The sequence below is a fragment of the Microbulbifer sp. ABF4_143 genome, assembly GCF_056160225.1.
Genome location: NZ_JBSWWT010000008.1, coordinates 157,584 through 181,781, shown reverse-complemented (window position 1 = coordinate 181,781; position 24,198 = coordinate 157,584). Strand labels below are relative to the sequence as shown.

The window sequence follows — 24,198 nt, the reverse complement described above, 5'->3', positions numbered from 1 at the left end:
TGGACCGCTGCCCTGGGCTCTCATCCCTCCGCAGAGAAGCCAGCGGCGCACCGCCGCCCTAGCCTGAACCGGTGCGGCTGCCGCTATAATCGCGGCCATGTCCGAGTTACCTATTCAATCCGCCCTGCCCAAACTGCTGGCCGCCCTCGGCCGGCACGACAATGTCGTGCTGCAGGCCCCGCCCGGCGCCGGCAAGACCACCGCGGTGCCGCTGGCGCTGCTGGACTGCGATTGGCTGGGAGACAAAAACATCATCATGCTGGAGCCGCGGCGGCTGGCGGCGCGGGCCGCGGCCGCGCGTATGGCGGATCTGCTCGGGGAGCCGCTGGGTCAGACCGTCGGCTACCAGATACGCGCCGAGCGCAAAGCCAGCGACAAGACCCGCATACTGGTGGTGACCGAGGGTATCCTGACCCGGCTGCTGCAGTCGGACCCGGAGCTGGCGACCACGGCGCTGGTGATTTTCGACGAATTCCACGAGCGCAATCTGCACGGGGATCTGGCCCTGGCGCTGTGCCTGCAATCCCAGGAGTACCTGCGCGAGGACCTGAAGCTGCTGGTCATGTCCGCAACCCTGGAGACCGAAGCCGTGGCCGAACTGCTCGGCGATGCACCGGTGGTGACCAGCGAGGGGCGCAGTTTCCCGGTGCATGTGCACTATCTGCCGCAACAGCGGCCGCCCCGGCAGCCGGCGGACGACAGGCGCCAGCTGCCGGCGCTGATGGCGCGCAAGATCGCCGAGTGGATGGATGACTACGAGGGCAGCCTGCTCGCCTTCCTGCCCGGCGTCGGCGAGATCAAGCAGGTGGAGGCGCTGCTGCGGGAGCAGCTCGCGGAGCGGAGTGAGATCACCATAGCGCCCCTCTACGGCGACCTGAGCAAAGAGCAACAGGACACCGCCATAGCCCCCGCCCCGCCCGGCCGGCGCAAGATAGTGCTGGCCACCAATGTGGCCGAAACCAGCCTGACCATCGAGGGTATCCGCATGGTCGTGGACTCCGGCTTGATGCGGGAATCCCGCTTTGATCCGAATACCGGCATGAACCGCCTGGTGACCACCAGCATCTCCCAGGCCTCGGCGACCCAGCGCTGTGGCCGCGCCGGGCGTTTGAGCGAGGGGCAGTGCCTGCGGCTGTGGAGCGAGTCCCGCCAGCAGCAGTTGGCCGCAAAGAACACCCCGGAAATACTGCTCAGCGACTCGGCGCCGCTAATGCTGGAACTGGCCCAGTGGGGAGTTACCGATGTCACCGAGCTGCGCTGGCTCGACCTGCCCCCGCCCGGCCCCGTCGCCCAGGCGCAGGAACTGCTGCAACAGCTGGGCGCACTGGACGGTGAAAAACGCATCACCGAGCACGGCAGCGCCATGCTGGCGCTGGGCACCCATCCACGCCTGGCCCATATGATGATTCGCAGCCTGGATCTCGGGCTCGCGCGCGAGGCCTGCCTGCTGGCGGCGCTGCTGTCGGAGCGGGATATCTTCCGCGGCGAGGCGCGCTGGGACAGGGATATCCAAAAACGCATGGCGGTGCTGCTGGGCGAGCGCAAAGACAGCGGCGCCGATCGCGGCGCAATACAGCGCATCCGCCAGCAGGCGAGGATATGGCAGACCCAGCTGCAGAAAAGCCGGCACGCGGCCAGCCCGGGCAGCGCCGGGGCCGCAATCGACGAAACGGATCGCATCGGTGTGCTGGTCGCCCTCGCCTACCCGGACCGCATCGCCCAGAACCGCCACGACCGCGAGCGCCGCTTCCTGCTCGCCAGCGGCCGCGGCGCCCACTTCTCCCACGACGACGAACTGGCACTGGCGGACTATCTGGCGATCGCCGAGCTGGACGGCCAGGGCCGCGATGCGCGCATCCAGCTGGCCGCGCGTATTTCCGAACAGGCGCTGCGAGAAGTCTTTGCCGACCTGATCGAACGGAGTGAGTCGGTGCGCTGGGATGACAGGGCCGGCCGCGCGGTGGCCAGCCTGCGCACCGCCCTCGGGCGCATAGTGCTGGATGAAAGACCGGCAAAGGACATATCCCCGGAACTGCTGAACCGCGCGCTGCTGGACGCGATTCGCCGCAAGGGTCTGGAAATACTGCCCTGGACCCGCGAGGCCGAATCCCTGCGCGCCAGGGTGGAATTCCTGCGCCGCAACCGGGAGCAATTCACCGATCTGCTCGCGGACCTTACACTGCCGGACTGGAGCGACGAGGCGTTGGCCGATTCGCTCGAGGACTGGTTGCTGCCGCACCTCGGCGGCTTCAGCAGACTCGAACAGCTGAAACAGCTGAACCTGCACGCGATTCTGCTCGGCCGGCTGGACTGGCCCAGCCAGCAACAGATAGACACACTGGCGCCCAGCCACATCACGGTACCCAGTGGCTCGCGCATTGCGATCGATTACGGTGAGGAGCCGCCGGTCCTGGCCGTACGCCTGCAGGAGATGTTCGGCCTGGCACAAACACCGGCGATTCTGCAGGGCCGCTACCCGCTGATGATCCACCTCCTCTCCCCGGCCCGGCGGCCGGTGCAGGTGACGCGGGATCTGGCCAGCTTCTGGACCAACACCTACAGGGAGGTGAAGAAGGAACTGCGCATCAAATACCAGAAACATTTCTGGCCGGATGATCCACTGACTGCACCGGCAACCAGCAGAACGAAAAAGCGGATGGATCTGTCCTGATTTCTATCGGTTGGGTAGGAGTTACTAGTTCCAGGGAAAGTTGGTGTCAGATGACAAGAGCCTCAATTACAGCTTTTCTATTGTTGCAGGCAGTTTTTGCCAGTGCCTGCAACAACAATACGATTACTGTCACAGAAATATCAGGAAATGGTATCGATGATGAATCGGGCGAATTCTGTGCAGAATTCACGCTGACGAGGGAAGAGGCTCAAAAATATTTTAATAGCGCCGAGGAGGTTTCCATCAAAGAGATCCACGACGAATACCCCTACCTCCCCTGCTTTGTGACCGGGAAGGCCACTCTCGATCAGAAGATGTGCGAGTGGGAGATTCGAGCCGGGGGAACGAGTCATCTGCGCTGTGGCGGCCAATCTGTACTTATGGCCTGTCGCGACTGCTTACCTAATCCATAAGTCCGTCGGCTACGAGCCCCGGAACCTTTAACCGGCACCTTTAAAGAAAAAGCTCAGCCCCGCAAGCGCGGACTTGTCGTTGCCCCATTCCCGCAACCTTGCTAACGTGCCGGATACCCGTGTTTAACCAGGGAGACGGATCTTGAAACGGATACTCGCGCTCTTTCTTTGCCCGCTGCTGTTTGTCGGCTGCAACCTCGACGAGCTGCCGGACTTCTCTGGGCGAATCCCGATCGACTACCAGCAGGAGATGCGCGATCTGGTCCAGGACATCAGCCGCTACGCGAAGCGCATCGACAAAGACTTTATCATCATCCCGCAAAATGGCGTGGAGCTGGTGACCAGCAACGGCCGCGAGAGCGGGGCGCCGGACAGCGGCTACTTGGGCGCCATCGACGGCCTCGGCCAGGAGTCCCTGTTCTTCGGCCAGGGTGGTGTCGACCAGCCCACGCCACTGGAGGAGCGACAACGCCTGCGCAAGTTCCTGGATATCGGCAAAGACAACGGCAGTGTCGTGCTGATCACGGACTTCGCCGCCATCCAGGCCAATGTGGACGACTCCTATGAGGACAACGAAGATGCGGGCTATATCTCCTTCGCCGCGGACCACGAGGAGCTGGACAATATTCCCAGCTACCCGCCGGAGGTTCACAACCGCAACTTCGACAATATCGTTTTCCTGGACGAGGCGAGCAACTTCCTCAACCTGATCAATCCGCGCCTCTTCTCCACCCGCCAGGAGCTGGTGGACGCCATCGCGGAGACCGATTACGACATCGTCATTATCGACTTCTTCTTCAACGGCGAGGAGTTCACCGCGGAACAGATAGAGCAGCTCAAGGTTAAGGACAACGGAGCCCGCAGGTTGCTGATTGCCTACGTCAGTATCGGGCTGGCTCAGGACAACCGCTTCTACTGGCAATCCTTCTGGCCCACCAACCCGCCGGCCTGGCTGGACGGGGAGGTCCCGGGCATGCCCGGCGATTACTATGTGGAGTACTGGCAGGAGGGCTGGCAGGAGCTGATCTTCGGCAACGACGAATCCTATATGTTCAGGATACTGGATGCGGATTTTGACGGGGCCTTACTGGATAACGTCGATGTGTTCGAGTTTTTCGAAGAAAGGGATAAGTGAACGGCGAAAAACCTACAGCAAATAACTGACGCCGGGTGGCTGTTGCGCATCCGGCGGTGATCCAACAGAAATTAAATGGGCGAACACAAGGTTCGCCCCGAGAAATCCTCTTGTGCGGCCCGGCCGATCAGTAATAGGCCTGGGACTTGTCCGAGTGGTCGGTGATGTCCTTGACGCCGGCCAGCTCCGGAATCTTCTCTTTCAGGGTCTTCTCGACCCCCTCTTTCAGAGTCATGTCCACCATGCCGCAGCCCTGGCAGCCACCGCCGAACTTCAGCACCGCGTACATGTCCTCGGTGACCTCCACCAGACTCACCTGGCCGCCGTGGGCGGCGAGGCCGGGGTTGACCTCGTTGTAGAGCACATAGTTGATGCGGTCCTCGATCGGGCTGTCGTCGGTGATCTTCGGCATGCGCGAATTCGGCGCGCGGATGGTCAACTGGCCGCCCATCTTGTCCGACGAGTAGTCGACCCGCGCCTCGTCCAGGTAGGGCACGCTGCGGCCTTCGAAGTAGGCCTTGAAGCCGTTCATCTCCATCACCACGTCGTCCTCCTGCTCCTCGCCCGGGCGACAGTAGGCGATGCAGGTCTCCGCGTTCGGCGTACCCGGGTTGGAGACGAACATGCGGATGGCGATGCCCTCGCAGTCCTGCTTCTCCAGCAGTTCGCGCAGGTATTCCTGGGCGGATTCCGTGATGGTGACATTCAATTCAGACATAAGCCTTCTCAAATAACCGAGTTTCTTTGTCGGGTATTTTACTCCCAGTTGCGGTCAAGTTAAACCGGCTATTGCCGTTTGCGGGCGCTGTGGGTATCGCCGCGCCCGCAAACGGCTCTGCGGTCATCCGTCTTTCGGCGCCTTGACGAAACCGAGCAGTGTCTCCGCGGCCTCCTCGGAAGACGCCGGGTTCTGCCCGGTAACCAGCTTGCCGTCGACGACCACATAGGGCTGCCAGTCGTCCGCGCTGGAAAAGTTGGCGCCATTGGACTTCAGCATATCCTCGACCAGGAAGGGCACCACCTCGGTCAGCCCCACCGCCGCCTCCTCGGAGTTGGTGAAGCCGGTAACGCTCTTGCCGCGTACCAGCGGCTTGCCGTCGCTCCCCCGGGTGTGGCGGAAAATACCAGGACCGTGGCATACGGCACCGACGGGCTTGTCGGCCGCATGGAATGCCTCGATCAGCGCGATGGAGAGCTTGTCCTCCGCCAGATCCCACAGCGGGCCGTGGCCGCCCGGATAGAAGACGGCATCGTAGTTGTCTGCATCGACCTCGGCGAGCGGCAGGGTGTTTGCCAGCGCTTTTTGTGCGTCTTCGTCTTTGCGGAAGCGCTCTGTGGCTTCTGTCTGGAAGTCCGGCTCGTCACTTTTCGGGTCCAGCGGCGGCTGCCCCCCTTTCGGCGAGGCGAGCGTTATCTCGGCGCCGGCGTCCCTGAAGACGTAGTAAGGCGCGGCGAACTCCTCCAGCCAGAAGCCGGTTTTTCTGCCCGTGTCCCCCAGCTCGTCGTTGGAGGTCAGCACCATCAAAATTTTCATCGTCCGTCTCCTCTGGTCATTTCCAAATCAGTCGTCGGCGCCCACGCGCACCACCAGCTTGCCGAAGTTCCTGCCTTCCAGCAGGCCCATAAACGCCTGCGGCGCCCGCTCCAGCCCCTCGACGACCTCTTCCCGATATTTGATCCGGCCGCTGGCCAGCCACTCGTTCATCTGCGGAAAGAATTCACCGAAGCGGTCCTGGTAATCGAAGACAATAAAGCCCTGGATTTTCAGTCGCTTGACCAGCGCCTGGCCCATCAACAGGCCCATGCGGTCCGGCCCCTCCGGCAGTGACGATGCGTTGTACTGGGACACCAGGCCGCAGACCGGAATGCGCGCAAAATTGTTCAGCAGCGGCAGCACCCCATCGAATACCTTGCCGCCGACATTCTCGAAATAGACGTCGATACCTTCGGGGCAGGCCGCCGCCAATTGCCCGGCGAAATCTTCCGCGCGGTGATCGATACAGGCATCGAAGCCCAGCACCTCCACCGCGTAGCGGCATTTCTCGGTCCCCCCGGCGACACCGACCACGCGGCAGCCTTTGATCTTGCCAATCTGGCCGACGGTCGCGCCCACCGGACCCGTCGCGGCGGCCACCACCAGGGTCTCGCCGGCCTTGGGCTGGCCGATATCCAGCAACCCCATATAGGCAGTGAAGCCGGGCATACCCAGCACTCCGAGAGTGTAGGAAGGATTTTGGGGATTGCTTCCGAGGTTCATCAGCCCGGCGCCATCGGACAGGGCGTAATCCTGCCAGCCGCTGTAGGCGAGCACCCAGTCGCCCTCCCGGTAGTCGGGGTGGCGGGATTCCACCACCCGGCTGACGGTGGCGCCCACCATGGTTTCACCGATCTGCACCGGCTCCGCGTATGAAGGGCCGTCGTTCATACGCCCGCGCATATAGGGGTCCAGCGACAGGTAGACGGTGCGCAGCAGCAGCTGCCCCTGCTCCGGCTTTGGCAGAGGCACTGTCTCCAGGCGGAAGTTTTCGTCGCCGGGCGCCCCTTTGGGACGGGATGCCAGCACTATGCGGCGGTTTTTATCTGTCGGTTGCTTCACGCTCATTCTCCGATTGGGTGGATAGTTCTATATTTGCCCGCCAGTATTAGACCGGTCGTCTATTTATGCGCCATAAAAATGCCCGCCAACTGGCGGGCAGTCACAATCGACTTCAGTTCAGGTCGAGCAGATCGCGGGTGGTGGCCATCGCCTGCGCCATAGCCTCACCGCTGCGATGCAGCTTGGCCAGCAGGCTGGCGCCGAGCCACAGTTGGTAGAGCGTCGAGGCGCTCTCGCGGGCGTCCAGATGCGGCGGCAGCGAACCATCCGCCCTGCCCGCCTCGATGCACTCGGCGAGGCGCGCGATAATCCGCTCTGTACCGTCGCGCAGTGTCAGGCGCATCGGCTCGGACAGGTCGGCGACCTCCGCGCTCAGCTTCACCACCAGACACTTCTGCCCGTCACAGGGCTCGCAGTAGCCCTTCAGCCACTCCTGCCAGTAGCGCATCAGGTTTTCACCGGCGCTGCGACCCCCGGCGGAAAAGCACAGATCCATGCCCTGCAGATACTTGCGGAAGTAGTCCTCCAGCAGCGCCTGGCCGTACTGCTCCTTCGACTTGAAATAGTGATAGAAGGAGCCTTTGGGGACACCGGCGGTATTCAGCAACTCGCTCAGGCCGACACCGGAGAAGCCCTTGACGGACATAATCCGGTGGCCGGTATCGAGCAGATGCTGGCGTGTATCTTCATAGCTGGGCTTCATGGCGCTTAGCCTATCCGATACTAGACCGGTCGTCTAGATCAATCGGTTTCGGTCGTATTCCACCCGGCAATACAGGCCGGCGCGGGGCTATTTCGGGAGCGCCTCCGGATAGATATGGGCCAGGATAAGCAGCCACAGCAGCAGAGTGATTACCGAGGCGGCGGAACTCGCCGATATGATGACGGCAACCCGCGACGGGTGCTGCCGATATCTGTTGGCCAGTACGAAGGTGGACTTGCCGACTGGCACCGCGGCACAGACCACTGCCGAGACCGCCATGATCGGGGGCAGGCGGACGAGGAAAGCCAGCAGCAGCACCAGCAGCGGTAACAGGATCAGCTTCACCAGCGAAATACCGGCGATCGCACGGAACTCCCTGCCGAAGTCTTTGAACCTGATCGACAGGCCGATGGCAAAAAGCGCGCACGGAGTCACCGCGGCCCCCAACAGGCTCAAATACTGTTTGGCAGCGGCGGGCAGCGGCCAACCGGTAGCGGCGTAGGCAATCCCCGCAAAAGTCGACAGAATCACCGGATTCAACAGCGCGTGCCGCACGCCGGACAGAGCACCGAAACCCGATTCCGACGCCGCCGATTGCGCCCTTTCCAGCAGGACCGTCGCGACGAGAAGAACGAAGATCAGCACTACTGTCGCAATGGCCGCGGGCAGTACGGCCTTGTGGCCAAACACCGAGTGCAGCAGCGGCAGCGCGACGAAAGCCGTATTCGAGTAAATCGCCATCATAGACAGCATGGTCGCATCGCTCAGTGAATGATGCCGCCAGCGCCGCGCGTATATGAATACGGCGACAAAGAGAATCGCCACCGCCCCACCGAAACAAACATAGAAACCCGGATCGAGCAGCCTCGCCATCGACTCCTCGGCAAGGATCGAGAACAGCAGCGCCGGAATTGCGACCCAGAACGCAAACTGAATCAGCAAATCGGCCGCGCCGTCCGGCAGAACCCTGAAGCGGGCGAACACAATACCGGTGACAATGATCGCGAATATGGGGAATAAGAGCCCGAGAATTTCCATCGACGCACTACTCCCGATTACTTGTCCGGATCCGGCACACAGCGACGACCGACTGCCAGCGGGCATCGGTCACCCTTGCAATGGATTCAAAATAGTGCGTGAAACCGGGCCCGGCCAGCCGATTGTGCTAAGATTGCCGCCCTCTCGCCTCCGGCCGTTAAATAGGAAGTGTCCATGTCCCAGCAGTCCCGCAGTCAACGCCTCCAACAGCTAGAAGCCGCGCTGAATGAGCGCATCCTGATCCTGGACGGTGCCATGGGCACCATGATCCAGCGGGAGAAGCTGCGGGAAGCGGACTACCGCGGGAAGCGCTTTGCCGATTTCCACCGGGATCTGAAAGGCAACAACGACCTGCTGAGCCTGACCCGGCCCGAGCTGATCGAGCGCATTCACCGGGACTATCTCGCCGCCGGCGCCGATATCATCGAGACCAACACCTTCAATGCGACCCGCCTGTCCCAGTCCGACTACGACATGGAGGACCTGGTGCCGGAGCTGAACCGGGTCTCCGCCGAGGTGGCGCGGCGCGCGGCGGATGCGCTGTCGACGCCGGACAGGCCGCGCTTCGTCGCCGGCGTCATTGGCCCCACCTCGCGCACCGCGAGCATCTCACCGGACGTGAACGACCCCGGTGCGCGCAATGTGACCTTCGATGAGCTGGTGCAGAACTATGTCGAGGCCGGCCGCGCGCTGATCGAGGGCGGCTCCGACCTGATTCTGATCGAGACCATCTTCGACACCCTGAACGCCAAGGCGGCCATCTACGCGCTGCAGCAGCTGTTCGAGGAACTGGGTTTCGAATTGCCGATCATGATCTCCGGCACCATCACCGATGCCTCCGGCCGCACCCTGTCCGGCCAGACCACCGAGGCCTTCTACTACTCGGTGGCCCACGCCAAGCCTTTGAGCGTCGGCCTCAACTGCGCCCTCGGCGCCACCGAGCTGCGCCCCTATATCGAGGCGCTGTCCGGCGTCTGTGCCGAACACGTGTCCGCGCACCCGAACGCCGGCCTGCCGAACGAGTTCGGCGAGTACGACGAGACACCGGAAGAGACAGCCGCGATCGTGGCCGAGTTCGCGCGCAGCGGCTTTATCAATATCCTCGGCGGCTGCTGCGGCACCACGCCGGAGCACATCCGCGCTATCGCCGACGCGGTCGCCGATATAGCGCCGCGCAAACTGCCCGAGATCAAACCGGCCCTGCGCCTTGCCGGCCTGGAGCCCTTCGTCGTCGACGAAAACTCCCTGTTCGTCAACGTCGGCGAGCGCTGCAACGTGACCGGTTCGGCGCGCTTCAAGCGCCTTATCCTCGAGGAGGACTACGACACCGCACTGCAGGTGGCCGCCGCCCAGGTGGAGGACGGGGCCCAGGTGATCGACTTCAATATGGACGAGGCGATGCTGGATTCCGTCGCCGCGATGCGCCGCTTCCTGAATCTGGCCGCCACCGAGCCGGATATCGCCCGGGTGCCCTTTATGGTGGACTCCTCCAAGTGGGAGGTGATCGAGGCAGGCCTGCAGTGCATTCAGGGCAAGCCGATCGTCAACTCCATCAGCCTGAAGGAAGGTGAAGCCGATTTTATCGACAAGGCGCGCCTGTGCCTGCGCTATGGTGCCGCGGTGGTGGTCATGGCCTTCGACGAGCAGGGCCAGGCGGACACCTTCGAGCGCAAGATAGAGATCTGCAAGCGCAGCTACGACATACTCGTCGACAAGGTCGGCTTCGCGCCGAACGATATTATCTTCGACCCGAATATCTTCGCCGTCGCCACCGGTATCGAGGAGCACAACAACTACGCGGTGGACTTTATCGAGGCGACCCGCTGGATCCGCGAGAACCTGCCCGGCGCCAACGTGTCCGGCGGCGTATCCAATGTGTCCTTCTCCTTCCGCGGCAACAACCCGGTGCGCGAGGCCATCCACTCGGTGTTCCTGTTCCACGCGATCAGGGCCGGGTTGAATATGGGTATCGTCAACGCCGGTATGCTGGAGGTCTACGACGAGCTGCCGGCAGAACTGCGCGAAAAAGTCGAGGACGTGATCCTGAACCGCAGCCCGGACGCCACCGAGGCGCTGCTGGATATCGCGGAGAAATACCGCGGCGAAGGCGGCGGCCAGGCGCGCAAGGAGGATCTCAGCTGGCGCCAGCTGCCGGTGAACAAGCGCCTGGAGTACGCGCTGGTCAAGGGCATCAACAACTATATCGAGGAAGACACCGAGGCCGCCCGCGCCCAGGCGGCGCGGCCGCTGGACGTGATCGAGGGCCCGCTGATGGACGGCATGAACGTGGTCGGCGACCTGTTCGGCGCCGGCAAGATGTTCCTGCCCCAGGTGGTCAAATCCGCGCGCGTGATGAAACAGGCGGTGGCCTACCTGCAGCCCTATATCGAGGCGGAGAAGACCGCGGAAAGCAAGCCCAACGGCCGCATCCTGATGGCCACGGTCAAAGGCGATGTGCACGATATCGGCAAGAATATCGTCGGCGTGGTGCTGGCCTGCAACAACTACGAGGTGATCGACCTGGGCGTGATGGTGCCGGCGGAGACGATTCTGCAGACGGCAAAGGAAAAGCAGTGCGATATCATCGGCCTGTCCGGCCTGATCACCCCGTCCCTGGACGAGATGGTGCACGTGGCTGCGGAAATGGAGCGCCAGGAATTCGATATACCGCTGCTGATCGGCGGCGCCACCACCTCCAAGGCGCACACGGCGGTCAAGATCGACCCGCAGTACAGGCGCAGCCAGACCGTCTACGTGGCCGACGCCTCCCGCGCGGTGGGCGTGGCCAGCAGTCTGATTTCCGACGAGCTGCGCCCGGCCTTCATCAAGAATATCCGCGAGGAATACGAAAAGGTGCGCAACCGCACCGCCAACCGCAAACGCAACGACAAGCGGCTGAGCTACGAAGAGGCCCTGGCCGCGGCACCGCAATTCGACTGGGACAATTACATCGCCGCGGTACCGAACAAGCCCGGTGTGACCGTCATCGACGACTTCCCGCTGGAAAAGCTCGTCGACACCATCGACTGGACGCCCTTCTTCATCTCCTGGGACCTGGCCGGCAAGTTCCCGGCGATACTGAACGATGAGGTGGTCGGCGAGGCGGCCACCGATCTGTACAAAAACGCGCAGCTGATGCTGCAGCAGATCATCGACAAAAAGCTGCTGAAGGCCCGCGCCGTCTTCGGCCTCTGGCCGGCCAACAGTGACGGCGATGACATCATCGTCTACAAAGACGAGAGTCGCAGCGAGGAGCTGGCGCGGCTGCACCATATGCGCCAGCAGGTGCAAAAGCGCGGCGGCGACGGCCAGTGCAGATCGCTGGCGGACTTCGTCGCCCCGGTGGGCTCCGGCGTGGCTGACTATGTCGGCGGCTTCGCGGTGACCACAGGCCACGGCGCGGACGAACTGGCCGCGGAGTACGAGGCCAAACACGACGACTACAGCGCGATTATGGTCAAGGCGCTGGCGGACCGGCTGGCAGAATCCTTCGCCGAGTATCTGCACAAACAGGTGCGCGTGGACTACTGGGGCTATGCGCCGGACGAAAGGCTCAGCAACGAGGAGCTGATCAAGGAGGCCTACCGCGGCATACGCCCCGCCCCCGGCTACCCCGCCTGCCCGGATCACACCGAGAAGGCGACCCTGTTCAAATTGCTGGACGCGGAGCGCAACGCCGGCGTCCGCCTGACCGAGCACTTCGCAATGCTGCCGGCGGCATCGGTCAGCGGCTGGTACTTCGCCCACCCCGAAGCCAAGTATTTCAACGTGGGCAAGATAGGCCGCGACCAGCTCGCGAGCCTGGCCCGGCGCAAAGGCGTCAGCGAACAGGAGCTGGAGCGCTGGCTGCGCCCGAATCTGGAAGACTGATACTGGCGATGCGCCAGCAACAGACCGAAGCCTGTAGGAGCCTGCTTGCAGTCGAACTACTCTGAGCCATTCGCCTGCAAGCAGGCTCCTACGGACAAATTGCGAGGACCCCGACATGGACAGTGAGCAACCAAAGAAGCCCTCCTTCGGCCAAGTGGTGCTGAGCACCCTGGCCGCGGCCATCGGTGTGCAGAGCAACAGAAACCGCGAGCGGGATTTCAAAGGCGGCAGCATCAAGACCTATATCGCCGCCGGGATTATCTTTACCGCGCTGTTCGTGCTGACGCTGGTGCTGGTGGTAAAGACAGTGCTCGGCAATATGGGCTGATCTTCAGGGCAGTCCCTACCTCGATCGCGGCCCGACAGCATAGCGTCCGCCGTACGGCACCATTGGAAAACGGGGAATATAGAAAAAAGGGGGAACCCGCCCGGCACCGCTCTGCTCCGGGCCCGGGGAGGATTACTGGGAAGCGACCCAGTAAACGCAGGTCACAACAAAAATGGCCACCAGAGCCACTGCGGCGAAGGCATCCGCCACATTGTCTTCTTCATTGGATACAACTACTTTTTCATTCATCGAAATACTCCGATTACCAATTATTGTTATTGACTGTAGTTGGACCGCTTCAGAACGGTCAGTCAAGTAGAGCAAATCCCCGCCGGTGGCGCAAGCGGCGCCCGCACGGCAATTCCGGACCACTTATAACCATTGGTTACAGATATAGCGAAAAATATTGTTATTTTTTGCATAAGCGCACTGGTATGTTATCCGCCACCGGAGACACTGCGGGGCCCGCCCCTTTGTCCCTGATTTCCTACAGAGTGCGCAAAAAGGCAATGGAATCAAGCAGTTATGTATCGATATGACGACCGGGACCGCGCCATCATCGGCGACCGCGTGGCCCAGTTCCGCGGCCAGACGGAACGCTACCTGGCCGGCGAGCTGAGCGAGGAAGAGTTTCTGCCGCTGCGCCTGCAAAACGGCCTCTATATCCAGCGGCTGGCGCCGATGCTGCGTATCGCCGTGCCCTACGGTCTGCTGAACAGCACTCAGCTGCGGCGCCTGGCGCGCATCACCCGCGACTACGACAAGGGCTACGCCCACTTCACCACCCGCCAGAATCTGCAGCTCAACTGGCCGCAACTGGAGGACGTGCCGGACATTCTGGCCGAGCTGGCGGAAGTGGAGATGCACGCGGTACAGACCAGCGGCAACTGCATCCGCAACACCACCTCGGACCCCTACGCCGGCGTGGCCCGCGACGAGATCGCCGACCCGCGCCCCTATTGCGAACTGATCCGCCAGTGGTCCACCTTTCACCCCGAGTTCGCCTTCCTGCCGCGCAAGTTCAAGATTGCGGTCAACGGCGCCGAGGCGGACCGCGCCGCGCTGCGCGTACACGACATCGCGGTGCAGATAGTGAAGCGCGGCGGTGAGATCGGCTACCAGATCTATGTCGGCGGCGGCCTCGGGCGCACACCGGTGATCGCCGAACTGATCCGCGACTTCCTGCCCGAGGAGGACCTGCTGTCCTACCTGGAAGCCATAGTGCGCATCTACAACCAGCTGGGTCGCCGCGACAACAAGTACAAGGCGCGCATCAAGATACTGGTGAAGGCGCTCGGCGCCGAGGAGTTCGCCCGCCGCGTGGAAAGGGAGTGGGAACAGATCAAAGACGGCGCCGAGAAGCTGACCCCGGAGGCGCTGGCCTGGGCCAAATCCTTCTTTACCGAGCCCGAATACGAGACCTTCGACGGCGCCGCCAGCGACGCGGCCCTCGAAGCCCAGGCGGCCCGCGACAAGGCCTTCGCGCGCTGGCTGGAGCGCAACAGCTTCCCGCACCGGGTGCCCGGCTACCGCGCGATCAAGCTGTCCACCAAGCCCACCGGCGTGCCCCCGGGCGATGTCACCGACCGCCAGTTGGAGGCCATCGCCGACCTGGCCGACGAGTTCAGCTTCGGCGAGGCCCGCGTCACCCACGACCAGAATGTGGTGCTGGCGGACGTGCGCCAGGACCGCCTCTACGAACTCTGGCAGCAGGCGCGTACACACGGCTTCGCCACACCCAATATCGGCACCCTGACCGATATGATCTGCTGCCCCGGCGGCGACTACTGTTCACTCGCCAACGCCAAGTCCATCCCGGTGGCGGAGGCGATACAGCGCAAATTCGACGACCTGGACTACCTCTACGACCTGGGCGACCTGAACCTGAATATCTCCGGCTGTATGAACGCCTGCGGCCACCACCACGTGGGCCATATCGGTATTCTCGGCGTGGACAAGAAGGGTGAGGAGTTCTACCAGGTGCAACTGGGCGGCAGCTCGTCGGAGAACGCCAGCCTGGCCAAGGTGCTCGGGCCCAGCTTCTCCCGCGCCGAGGTGCCGGAGGTGATCGGCAAGATCCTCGATCTGTACGTCGAACGGCGCCGGCCGGAGGAGCCCTTTATCGACACCTACCACCGCATCGGTCTGCAGCCCTTCAAGGAGCGCGTTTATGCCAAAGCCAGCTAATCCCGGGCCGCAGCCGGCCAACCCCGCGGAACTGATTATCGACGGCGCTATTGTCGCCAACGAGTGGCGGCTGCTGCCGCAGACCGACGAGGAAACGCAGATCAGCGCCGAATCCCTCGCAGCCGGCAAGGTGATACTGCCCTACGCGCTCTGGAAGAGCCTGAAGGGCAGCCTCGCCGGCCGCAGGGCCGAAATCGGCGTCTGGCTCGACAGCGACGAGACGGCGGACCTGATCGGCAAGGCGGCGAAAGGGCTGCCGCTGATCGCGGTACACTTCCCGGCCTTCGCCGACGGCCGCGGCTTCACCGCCGGCCGCCTGCTGCGCGAGCGCTACGGTTTCGACGGCGAACTGCGCGCGGTGGGCGCCTTTATGCGCGACCAGCTCACCTATTTGCGCCGCTGCGGCTTCAACGCCTTCGCCTACGAGGGCGAGCAGCCCCTGGCCGGCCTGCTGGACTCGCTGCACGACTTCAGCGACAGCTACCAGGCTGCCGTGGACCAGCCGCTGCCGCTGTTCCGCCGCCGCGGTCTCGCGTAACAAGCCCCCGCCATCGCGGCGCAGAGCGGAGCCCGAATTCCCCGGGCCCCGGTGCCGGGGTGACGGGCCATTGAAGTGCCCGGCCCCCCTTGGGGCTGGATTTCCCCCCGCCAAAACGTCAATATGCCCGCCGTAAACGAATGGCGGCGGGCCGCTCCTGTTTCAGGTTCAGGCGATTGCCAGGTGCCCCGCCCCGAGGACCAGCGAGAGCGCAGATAAACGATGACAGTAAAAGTCGAAACCGTAGACAGCCTATTGAAATCCAGCGGCCGCGAGGGCAGCAAGACCCGGGTGCAGGGCTGGATCAGAACCCGCCGCGACTCCAAGGCCGGCCTTTCCTTCCTGGCCGTGCACGACGGCAGCTGCTTCGATCCGATCCAGGTGGTGGTCGAAGCGGATCTCCACAACTACCAGTCCGAGGTGCTGCGCCTGACCACCGGCTGCTCAGTGGAGATAGAGGGCACACTCAAGGCGTCCGAGGGCAAGGGCCAGGCCATCGAGCTGCTGGCCAGCGAGGTGCATGTGGTCGGCTGGGTCGAGGATCCGGACACCTACCCCATGTCGCCGAAGCGCCACACGATGGAGCATTTGCGCGAGCACGCACACCTGCGCCCGCGCACCAATGTCAGCGGCGCCGTGGCGCGGGTGCGCAACTGTATCGCCCAGGCCATCCACCGCTTCTTCCACGAGCAGGGCTTCAACTGGGTGCACACGCCGATCCTGACCGCATCCGACTGCGAGGGTGCCGGCGAGATGTTCCGGGTCAGCACGCTCGACCTGGAAAACCTGCCGCGCACCGACAAGGGTGATATCGATTTCAGCAAGGACTTCTTCGGCGAGGAGAGCTTCCTGACCGTATCCGGCCAGCTGAACGTGGAGAGTTACTGCCTGGCGATGTCCAAGGTCTATACCTTCGGGCCGACTTTCCGCGCGGAAAACTCCAACACCACCCGCCACCTGGCGGAGTTCTGGATGGTGGAACCGGAAGTCGCCTTCGCCGACCTGGCGGATATCGCCGACCTGTCCGAGGAGATGCTGAAATACGTCTTCAAGGCGGTGCTGGAAGAGCGCGCCGACGATATGGCCTTCTTCGCCCAGCGCATCGACAAGGAGGCCATCTCGCGCCTGGAGAACATCATCGAAAACGACTTCGCGCGCATCAACTATTCCGACGCGATCGAGATTCTCGAGCAGTGCAAAGAGAAGTTCGAGTTCCCGGTATCCTGGGGCATAGACCTGGCCTCCGAGCACGAGCGCTACCTGGCCGAGCAGCACTTCAAGAAGCCTGTGATCGTCATGAACTACCCGAAGGATATCAAGGCCTTCTATATGCGCATGAACGACGACGGCAAAACCGTGGCAGCCATGGACGTGCTGGCGCCGGGCATCGGCGAGATTATCGGCGGCTCCCAGCGCGAAGAGCGCCTGGAGAAGCTGGACGAGCGCATGGACGAGATGAACATTCCCAAGGACCACCTCTACTGGTACCGCGACCTGCGCCGCTATGGCACAGTGCCCCACGCCGGCTTCGGCCTCGGCTTCGACCGCATCGTGGCCTATGTGACCGGCATGGGCAATATCCGCGATGTGATTCCATTTCCGCGCACGCCGAAAAATATCGCCTTTTAATAAAAAGCCCCGCGCTGCGGGGCTTTTTGGTTTCCCCGCAGAAATCTCTGAAGAAATTCGGCGAGAACTATTGGCCGCGGTTGCCAAACACGACCATGGCCACGATCAGCAGTATCCACAGCAGCACCAGAAACCACTGCACGGATTGGCCTGCGCCATCTGCCGAGGGCTTTTGGGCCTGTGCGCTTTTTGGTTGGATTTTTTTCAGATCGAAGGTATGCCGGGTCAGCTCCTCGCCCTGATACACGAGCGCTTCCCGCGCCCCGGCTGCGAGCGCCAGCTCGCGGAAGGCGCGCGCTTCAATTTCGGTCAGGCCGCCCTGGTTTTTCTCCATCGGCTGTATCACCACCAGCGGCGACGGCGAGAGCAGCTTGTCGCCGGTGAGCTTGCGAAAAACATGCTGCAGTAGTTTTGCCCCGGCGGCGAAGTCGTTGATCAGCGAGCGGGGGTGCGAGAAGGGATTGACGATCTCGATATCCCGGCCGGAAACGGACGAGGCGCGGTTGCCCACCGCGACCACGGTGGGCCGCCCCTTCCCCGCCTCCAGCGCAACCAGCGGGGATTCGTCGAAAATCTCCCCGCTTTCGATATTGGTCACGCGAATGCGCTTTTCCCAGACCTGCACGTACAGGGTGCTTCCCAGGCTGGAAACGAGTTTGTTGAGCATACGGAACTCCCTGTTCGAGCCGCCCCGAGACGCGCCAGCGCGCTGTCAGACGATTTCCTGTTCCCGCAGCGCGCGTATCTCGTCGTCGCTCTTTCCCAGCAGCTCGCGCAGCACCTGTTCGGTGTGCTGGCCGAGCACCGGCGGTGCCCGATCATACTCCAGCGCCGTCTCGGAGAAGAGCACCGGGTTGCGCACGGTTTTTACCTTACCCGCGACGGGGTGATCCTGCTGCAGCACCATTCCCCTGGCCTGAACCTGGGGGTCGGCAAACACCTGGTCGAGGTTGTTGATGGGGCCGCAGGGCACATGGGCGTCGCTGAGTTTCTCCAGCCACCAGGCGGAGTCCTGCTTGCGCGTGGCCGCCTCGATCAGCGGCATCAGCTCTTCGCGCGCCAGAACCCGCGCGGCATTGGTGGCATAGGCGGGGTTCTCGGCCAGTCCGTCGATACCGGCGATGTGACAGAAGCGCTTGAACTGTTCGTCATTGCCGACCGCGAGCATAAAGTAGCCGTCCCTGGAGGGCACCGCCTGGTAGGGCACGATATTCGGGTGGCCGGTGCCCTGGCGGGTCGGGTTGTTGCCGGAGGTCAGATAGTTCTGCGCCTGGTTGGCGAGCCAGGCCACCTGGGTATCCAGCAGGGCCAGGTCGATATGCTGCCCCACGCCCGTCTGCTGGCGGTGAATCACCGCCGCCAGCACCGCAGACACGGCGTACATGCCGGTCATCAGATCGGCCACCGCCACGCCGACCTTCTGCGGGCCGGCGCCCGGCTGCCCTTCCGGCACGCCGGTGATACTCATCAGACCGCCCATGCCCTGGATCATCGCGTCGTAGCCGGCGCGGTTCTTGTAGGGGCCTGTCTGGCCGAAGCCGGTGATGGAGCAGTAGATGATGCGGGGATTGACCGCCTTGATGGAATCGTAGTCCAGGCCGTATTTCTTCAGCCCGCCCACCTTGTAGTTTTCCAGCAGGATGTCGCAGCGCTCGGCCAGTGCCTTGATCAGCTGCTGGCCCGCCTCGGTGGTGATATCCACGGTGACGGATTTCTTGCCGCGGTTGGCGCTGAGGTAATAGGCGGCGTCGGCGGTATCGGCGCCCTCGGCGTCTTTCAGGTAGGGAGGGCCCCAGTGGCGGGTGTCGTCGCCGCGCTGCGGCCGCTCTATCTTGATGACCTCGGCACCGAAATCGGCGAGCACCTGGCTGGCCCAGGGGCCGGCCAGGACCCGGCTGAGATCGAGAACTTTCAAATGTGCTAGCGGACCTGCCATAACTTCCTCGTCTTGTTGGTCACAGCAAAAATTTGCCGCAGCCTACCAGATTTGGCCGATCGCCGCCCGGCTTGGATACGCCGCGCTATGCCCGTAAACTGGCGGCGACAATAAAAAATAAGGAGTGCAACTATGGCCGCAGCAGAAGCGCGCAAATTCGAGTCTTTTCGCGATTTTTACCCCTTCTACCTGCAGGAGCACCGCAACCCGACCTGCCGCCGACTGCACTTTTTCGGCACCCTGCTGGTCATCCTGCTGGTTGCCGCGGCGCTGATCGGCGGCGACTACCGGCTGTTCGCCGCCGTGCCCGTCGCCGGCTACGGCTTCGCCTGGGTCGGGCACTTCTTTTTCGAGCACAACAGGCCCGCCACCTTCAAGAATCCCTTCTACAGCCTGTGGGGGGATTTCGTGATGTTCAAGGACATACTGCTGGGCAGGCTTAAGTGGTAATCGACCGCTCGCGACCGGCGGCTCCGGCAGCGGCCGTCTCGAAACCGCCCTCTATGCATTCCGCCGCAGGCCGTATTTGCGCAGTTTGTTCGCCACCGCCGTGTGTGAGATACCGAGGCGCTTGGCCAGCTCCCGGGTGGAGCCCTGAGCGGCGGCCAGGTCGCTGAGCAGCGCCCTTTCCAGTTGCTCCATGATTTCCCGGTAGGTCAACCCGCGGCTCCAGTCGCGCCAAGGCAGCCGCGCGCACAGGGCCAGATCCGGCAGGTCCGCAAGTTCGATTTCCGCCGCGCCGCGCGCGCGGCTGCGGCGCGCCGCCGCGCGCAAATAGTCGCCGAAACCATTGAAATTGTCCGGCCAGTCATGCCGCTTGAGCAGCGCCAGCACCTCATCCCGCAGTGGCGGCGGAGCCTCCCCGGCAAATTCCTGGCGCAGCAGGGCCGTCGCGAAGCGGTCCAGCGCAGGGCGCATGCCTCTCAGCGGCGGCAGCGACAGCGCCAGCGACGAGAAGACCTGCGCCAGTGCCGGCTCCAGCCGCTCGACATCGCCACAGGTGCCGACCAGCCTCAGCTGCGGCGGCAACTCCCGCAGCTCGCGCACCAGCGCCAACTGCGCCGGAGCGGACAGGCGGTGCAGATCTTCGACAATCAATGTGCCCGCCGGGCGCGGCCGCGCGGGCAGCGATACTCTGCCGCCGTTCGGCACACAGCGGTGGCAGTCGCCGGTGGCCGCCTGCGGTGACAGATAGTGCAGCCCGGCGGCGAAGGTGCTCTTGCCGCTGCCCCGCTCGCCGGAGATCAGCAGCGGCGCACTCAGGGCGGCCAGCTCCTGCAGCTGCAGGCAACTCTCGCGGCGGCGGTCGAAATCCCACAGCGGCAGCGGTCGCGGCAGATCGCCCAGCGACTGATCCGAATCCCAGCGCTGCAGCGTCAGCACGGCGCCGGCCAGGGAGTCCACCGCGCCGGGGCCGCCGCGTCCCTCCGCCAGCGCGATCGGTGACCACTCCATACGATAGGCGCGGCCGCGCACCGTCACCGGCAGGCCGTAGCGCGGTACCGCAAAGTCCCGCAACAGCTCCGCCACCTGCATCAGCGGCAGAAAGCGCTGAAGCTGCAGGCCCGGCACCTTATCCAGACTGACGCCGAAGGCCCGCGCCGCGGCCAGATTGGCGGCCACCACCCGCCCCTCCCGGTCCACCGACAGCACCGGGTCGGCCACATGGCGCAGCAGGGTGTCCAGTTCGAAGTGGCGCCGCTCGGACGGGATCAGCGCGATGCGCCGCACCCGCTGCACGCCCGGCACCCTGAGCAGGGACTTCTCGATGGTCTGGTACTGGGTGGCGAGCATGCTCGGCGCCGACAGGTAGACCTTGTCCCCACTGTCACCGCCCAGCTCGCCCGACGTCACGTTTATTCGGTATTCGCCGAAGATCTGCATTATTTCATGCAATATGCCGACACGGTTGGCGCAGGTTATTTCGACTCGCACGGTCCACCTGTAAAAATAAGTTTACAGAAAGTGTAGCGCCGGCGCGGCGAGCGCTTCAAGAGAGGGACTCCCGCCCTCCCCGGCCGCGGCTCCGCTGACTAAAAATAGGGGACACAGATAACAACAACCACAGAGCGGCGATCCGGTACCGGCCCGGCGGGGTCGGCCGACAGGCCGCGGGAGCAGACTCATGAAGCAAGATGCCAAGAAAGCAGGGAAAAAGCCCAGCAAATACGTCGCGCGCAAGCCGGACGAGCGGGGTTTTATCCACTATTCCGACCTGGAGCACCAGACCTGGCAGCGGCTGATCGAACGCCAACTGAAAGTGGTGCCCGGGCGCGCCTGCGACGAATACTTGCACGGCCTGGAACTGCTGGACCTGCCCCGCGACCGCATTCCGCAGCTGCACGAGATCAGCGACGTGTTGCGCCGCGAAACCGGCTGGGAGGTGGCCCGGGTACCGGCGCTGATCGGCTTCGAGACCTTCTTCGGGCTGCTCGCAGAGCGCAAGTTCCCGGTGGCGACCTTTATCCGCACCCCGGAGGAGTTCGACTACCTGCAGGAGCCGGATATCTTCCACGAGATCTTCGGCCACTGTGCCATGCTGACCAACCCATCCTTCGCCAACTTCACGCAGAAGTACGGCGAGCTGGGCCTGAACGCGAGCCCCAAAGAGCGCGCCTATCTGGCCCGCCTCTACTGGTTCACGGTGGAATTCGGCCTGATCAACACCAAGGACGGCCTGCGCATCTACGGCGGCGGTATCCTGTCGTCGCCGAAGGAGACGATGTACGCACTGAGCGGCGAGCCCGAACGCTACGACTTCGATGTGCTGGACGCGCTGCGCACCCCCTACCGCATCGATATAGTGCAGCCGATCTACTATGTGCTCGACGACCTGCAGCAGCTGCAGCAACTGACCGAGATTGACCTGATGGCCAAGGTGCACCAAGCCATGGAACTGGGCCTGTTCGAACCGCGCTTCCCGCCGAAGGACGCGGCCTAAGCCCCCGCCTGCAGGAGCGGCCCCGGGCCGCTCCTACATCCACCGCCAACCACTCGCACTGAAATATTTCGCTACCAACACGATCAATCGGAGCCTATCGTTACATCGGTGGGTGCGGTGTGAGCCCAACCATCCCCGAAAGGCGGATAACTCCACTACACTCAATCCATGGGACCACCGAAAGAGGTAGCCGCGCCAGTGACGGCGCCCGACTTGTCGCTCAGGGATACACGGCCCCGAAGTTGACGGAGCTTTGTAGAATTATGTCTTCACTCGACGCGATTGATCGACAACTGCTTGCCATCTTGCAGTCGGATGTCAGCCTCTCCATCGAAGAGCTGGCAGAGCGCGTGGGCCTGACCAAAACCCCCTGCTGGCGCCGCGTACAGAAGCTGGAAAAGAGCGGCATTATCCGTCGCAAGGTGGCACTGCTGAACGCCGAGATTCTGGGGCTGCCGGTTTCGGTCTTCGCCCAGGTCAAGACGGACCAGCACACCCCCGAGTGGGCCGATGCGTTTGCCGCCCATATGGCGGAGCTGCCCGAGGTGGTGGACTGCTACCGCATGGCCGGCGACTACGACTACCTGCTCCGCATAGTGGTCAGCGATATCGCCGCCTACGATCGCTTCTACAAGGAGTTGATCCGCCGCGTGGGTATCAGCGATATCATCTCCAACTTTGCGCTGGAGCAGATCAAGAGCACTACCGAGCTGCCGATACCGCCCGGCGAGTAACGCCCCTGCTCTCCTGTAGGAGCGGGCGGGGGGGTGGAGCCAGCGCACTTAAACAACCAAAAAACAACCCAGACCCCCAAACCCCCCCCCCCCCCCCCCCCCGCCCCTACCGCACCATTGGGGCCTCCGGAATCCCCCCCGCTGTTCCAGCCGTACCAACATCTATGGATAATGGAGCTCATTGCCCAACACGCAAGGATGTCCAGTGGCGGAACACTCTCTCTTCCAGTCCTTTTTCCTGATCTTTAGCGGCGCGGCCATAGTCGCGTCCCTGGCACTGTTCGGACGCCAGCCGCTACTGGTGGCCTATATCGCCCTCGGCGTACTGCTCGGCCCGTCCGGCCTCGCAGTGGTGGACAATGTGCAGCTGCTGGCGGAGATGTCCAGCGTCGGCATCATCTTCCTGTTGTTCCTGCTCGGCCTCGATATGCAGCCGCAGGCGCTGCTCTCGGTGCTGCGCAAGGCCACCTTCGTCGGCATTATCAGCTGTGTGCTTTTTCTCGGCCTGGGTTTCGGTATCGGGCGGCTGTTCGGCTTTACCGACACCGAATCCTGGGTGATCGGCATGGCGCTGATGTTTTCCAGCACCATCATCGGTATCAAGCTGCTGCCCACCACGGTGCTGCACCACAAGCACCTGGGTGAAATGATGGTGGGCCTGCTGCTGTTTCAGGACTTTGTCGCCATCGCCTGCCTGATGATCCTGATCTCCGGCAGCACCGGCGAGATGGACCTGGCGCAGCTGGGCCTGTCCTTTGCCGCCCTGCCCCTGCTGGTATTCTTCGCCTGGGTGGTGGTGAAGTACCTGCTGCTGCCGCTGTTCACCCGCTTCGACCGCTTTCACGAATACGTATTTCTGCTCGCGCTGGGCTGGTGTATGGGGCTGGCGGAACTGGCGGAGATTCTCGGGCTGTCGCGGGAAATCGGCGCCTTTATCGCCGGCATCACCCTGGCCACCAGCCCCATTTCCCAGTACATAGCCCTGAGCCTGAAACCGCTGCGGGATTTCTTCCTGATCCTGTTTTTCTTCAGCCTCGGGGCCCAATTCAAACTGTCGATGGTGCCGGAAATCGCGCTGCCCGCACTGGTCACCGCGGCCGCGGTGCTGCTGATCAAGCCGGTGGTGTTCCGCTACCTGCTCGGCAACCAGAGCGAGCACAAGGTGCTGGCCTGGGATATCGGATTCCGCCTCGGACAGATCAGCGAATTCTCGCTGCTGATCGCCTTCCTCGCCTTCAGCCACAACCTGATCGGCAGCGCCGCCTCACACCTGATCCAGGCCACGGCGATACTGACCTTCCTGGTCTCCTCCTACATAGTGGTGATGAACTTCCCCAACCCGATCGCGATCAAGGACGAGCTGCGCCGGGATTAATGAATTCGGGCGAGATGCGAAGGTCCCGCTGCCGCTGGCTTCTTGCGGGCCCTTATAAGGCATGGACGCCGATCAGATGTAGGATGGGCAAAGCGCAGCGTGCC

The 24,198-nt window shown here is 63.1% G+C and carries 20 protein-coding genes; 12 read left to right on the top strand and 8 right to left on the bottom strand.

Annotated features, from left to right (window positions below; genetic code table 11):
- The first annotated feature begins 97 nt into the window (after positions 1-97).
- The 3 genes from hrpB (at position 98) to ACXAF3_RS08650 (ending at position 4,219) form a co-directional block, all read left to right on the top strand.
- Positions 98-2,671 (top strand): ATP-dependent helicase HrpB, encoded by a 2,574-nt coding sequence (hrpB, locus tag ACXAF3_RS08660; protein ID WP_475111897.1) that lies wholly within the window; start codon positions 98-100, stop codon positions 2,669-2,671.
- 50 nt (positions 2,672-2,721) lie between these two features.
- Positions 2,722-3,084: a hypothetical protein gene (locus tag ACXAF3_RS08655; protein ID WP_475111896.1), complete on the top strand. Its 363-nt coding sequence runs from the start codon at positions 2,722-2,724 to the stop codon at positions 3,082-3,084.
- Positions 3,085-3,226: 142 nt separating this feature from the next.
- Complete coding sequence (locus tag ACXAF3_RS08650; protein WP_475111895.1) at positions 3,227-4,219, top strand: endo alpha-1,4 polygalactosaminidase; 993 nt, start codon at positions 3,227-3,229, stop codon at positions 4,217-4,219.
- Positions 4,220-4,346: 127 nt separating this feature from the next.
- On the opposite strand, the gene nfuA is transcribed toward ACXAF3_RS08650, so the two are convergent.
- The 5 genes from nfuA to ACXAF3_RS08625 all read right to left on the bottom strand — a co-directional run bounded on the left by nfuA (position 4,347) and on the right by ACXAF3_RS08625 (position 8,556).
- Complete coding sequence (gene nfuA / locus ACXAF3_RS08645) at positions 4,347-4,937, bottom strand: Fe-S biogenesis protein NfuA (protein WP_475111894.1); 591 nt, start codon at positions 4,935-4,937, stop codon at positions 4,347-4,349.
- 123 nt (positions 4,938-5,060) lie between these two features.
- The gene (locus ACXAF3_RS08640) at positions 5,061-5,753 is read right to left on the bottom strand and encodes a type 1 glutamine amidotransferase domain-containing protein (protein ID WP_475111893.1); all 693 of its coding nucleotides are present in this window, start codon (positions 5,751-5,753) and stop codon (positions 5,061-5,063) included.
- A 27-nt stretch (positions 5,754-5,780) separates the two neighbouring features.
- Positions 5,781-6,815: an NADP-dependent oxidoreductase gene (locus ACXAF3_RS08635; RefSeq protein ID WP_475111892.1), complete on the bottom strand. Its 1,035-nt coding sequence runs from the start codon at positions 6,813-6,815 to the stop codon at positions 5,781-5,783.
- 112 nt (positions 6,816-6,927) lie between these two features.
- The gene (locus ACXAF3_RS08630; protein ID WP_475111891.1) at positions 6,928-7,518 is read right to left on the bottom strand and encodes a TetR/AcrR family transcriptional regulator; all 591 of its coding nucleotides are present in this window, start codon (positions 7,516-7,518) and stop codon (positions 6,928-6,930) included.
- A gap of 87 nt (positions 7,519-7,605) precedes the next feature.
- A complete protein-coding gene (locus tag ACXAF3_RS08625) occupies positions 7,606-8,556 on the bottom strand; it encodes an AEC family transporter (RefSeq protein ID WP_475111890.1) in 951 nt (316 codons plus the stop codon).
- 174 nt (positions 8,557-8,730) lie between these two features.
- Between ACXAF3_RS08625 and metH the strand changes: the two genes are divergently transcribed.
- From metH to asnS, 5 genes are all read left to right on the top strand, one after another.
- Positions 8,731-12,426, top strand: coding sequence for a methionine synthase (metH, locus tag ACXAF3_RS08620; RefSeq protein WP_475111889.1), 3,696 nt, complete (start codon positions 8,731-8,733; stop codon positions 12,424-12,426).
- A 115-nt stretch (positions 12,427-12,541) separates the two neighbouring features.
- Complete coding sequence (locus ACXAF3_RS08615; RefSeq protein ID WP_475111888.1) at positions 12,542-12,754, top strand: DUF2970 domain-containing protein; 213 nt, start codon at positions 12,542-12,544, stop codon at positions 12,752-12,754.
- A gap of 525 nt (positions 12,755-13,279) precedes the next feature.
- Positions 13,280-14,941, top strand: a complete 1,662-nt coding sequence (locus tag ACXAF3_RS08610; protein WP_475111887.1) for a nitrite/sulfite reductase — start codon at positions 13,280-13,282, stop codon at positions 14,939-14,941.
- Complete coding sequence (locus ACXAF3_RS08605; protein ID WP_475111886.1) at positions 14,925-15,479, top strand: DUF934 domain-containing protein; 555 nt, start codon at positions 14,925-14,927, stop codon at positions 15,477-15,479. The genes ACXAF3_RS08610 and ACXAF3_RS08605 overlap by 17 nt, the downstream gene beginning before the upstream one ends.
- 222 nt (positions 15,480-15,701) lie before the next feature.
- Entirely contained in the window at positions 15,702-17,108 is a 1,407-nt protein-coding gene (gene asnS, locus ACXAF3_RS08600) for an asparagine--tRNA ligase (protein WP_475111885.1), read from the top strand.
- Between the two features lie 67 nt (positions 17,109-17,175).
- Here asnS and ACXAF3_RS08595 read toward each other — a convergent pair whose 3' ends face one another.
- The gene (locus tag ACXAF3_RS08595; RefSeq protein ID WP_475111884.1) at positions 17,176-17,775 is read right to left on the bottom strand and encodes a rod shape-determining protein; all 600 of its coding nucleotides are present in this window, start codon (positions 17,773-17,775) and stop codon (positions 17,176-17,178) included.
- A gap of 45 nt (positions 17,776-17,820) precedes the next feature.
- The gene (locus ACXAF3_RS08590; RefSeq protein ID WP_475111883.1) at positions 17,821-19,023 is read right to left on the bottom strand and encodes a CaiB/BaiF CoA transferase family protein; all 1,203 of its coding nucleotides are present in this window, start codon (positions 19,021-19,023) and stop codon (positions 17,821-17,823) included.
- Positions 19,024-19,176: 153 nt separating this feature from the next.
- Here ACXAF3_RS08590 and ACXAF3_RS08585 point away from each other — a divergent pair, with 153 nt between their 5' ends.
- Positions 19,177-19,494 (top strand): Mpo1-like protein, encoded by a 318-nt coding sequence (locus ACXAF3_RS08585; protein ID WP_475111882.1) that lies wholly within the window; start codon positions 19,177-19,179, stop codon positions 19,492-19,494.
- Between the two features lie 51 nt (positions 19,495-19,545).
- Here ACXAF3_RS08585 and ACXAF3_RS08580 read toward each other — a convergent pair whose 3' ends face one another.
- A complete protein-coding gene (locus ACXAF3_RS08580; RefSeq protein ID WP_475111881.1) occupies positions 19,546-20,979 on the bottom strand; it encodes a TyrR/PhhR family helix-turn-helix DNA-binding protein in 1,434 nt (477 codons plus the stop codon).
- Positions 20,980-21,169: 190 nt separating this feature from the next.
- Here ACXAF3_RS08580 and phhA point away from each other — a divergent pair, with 190 nt between their 5' ends.
- The 3 genes from phhA (at position 21,170) to ACXAF3_RS08565 (ending at position 24,094) form a co-directional block, all read left to right on the top strand.
- On the top strand, positions 21,170-21,985 hold the full coding sequence (phhA, locus tag ACXAF3_RS08575; protein ID WP_475111880.1) for a phenylalanine 4-monooxygenase: 816 nt from the start codon (positions 21,170-21,172) through the stop codon (positions 21,983-21,985).
- A gap of 263 nt (positions 21,986-22,248) precedes the next feature.
- The gene (locus ACXAF3_RS08570; protein WP_475111879.1) at positions 22,249-22,719 is read left to right on the top strand and encodes an Lrp/AsnC family transcriptional regulator; all 471 of its coding nucleotides are present in this window, start codon (positions 22,249-22,251) and stop codon (positions 22,717-22,719) included.
- 205 nt (positions 22,720-22,924) lie between these two features.
- The gene (locus ACXAF3_RS08565) at positions 22,925-24,094 is read left to right on the top strand and encodes a cation:proton antiporter (protein ID WP_475111878.1); all 1,170 of its coding nucleotides are present in this window, start codon (positions 22,925-22,927) and stop codon (positions 24,092-24,094) included.
- The last annotated feature ends 104 nt before the right edge of the window (positions 24,095-24,198 follow it).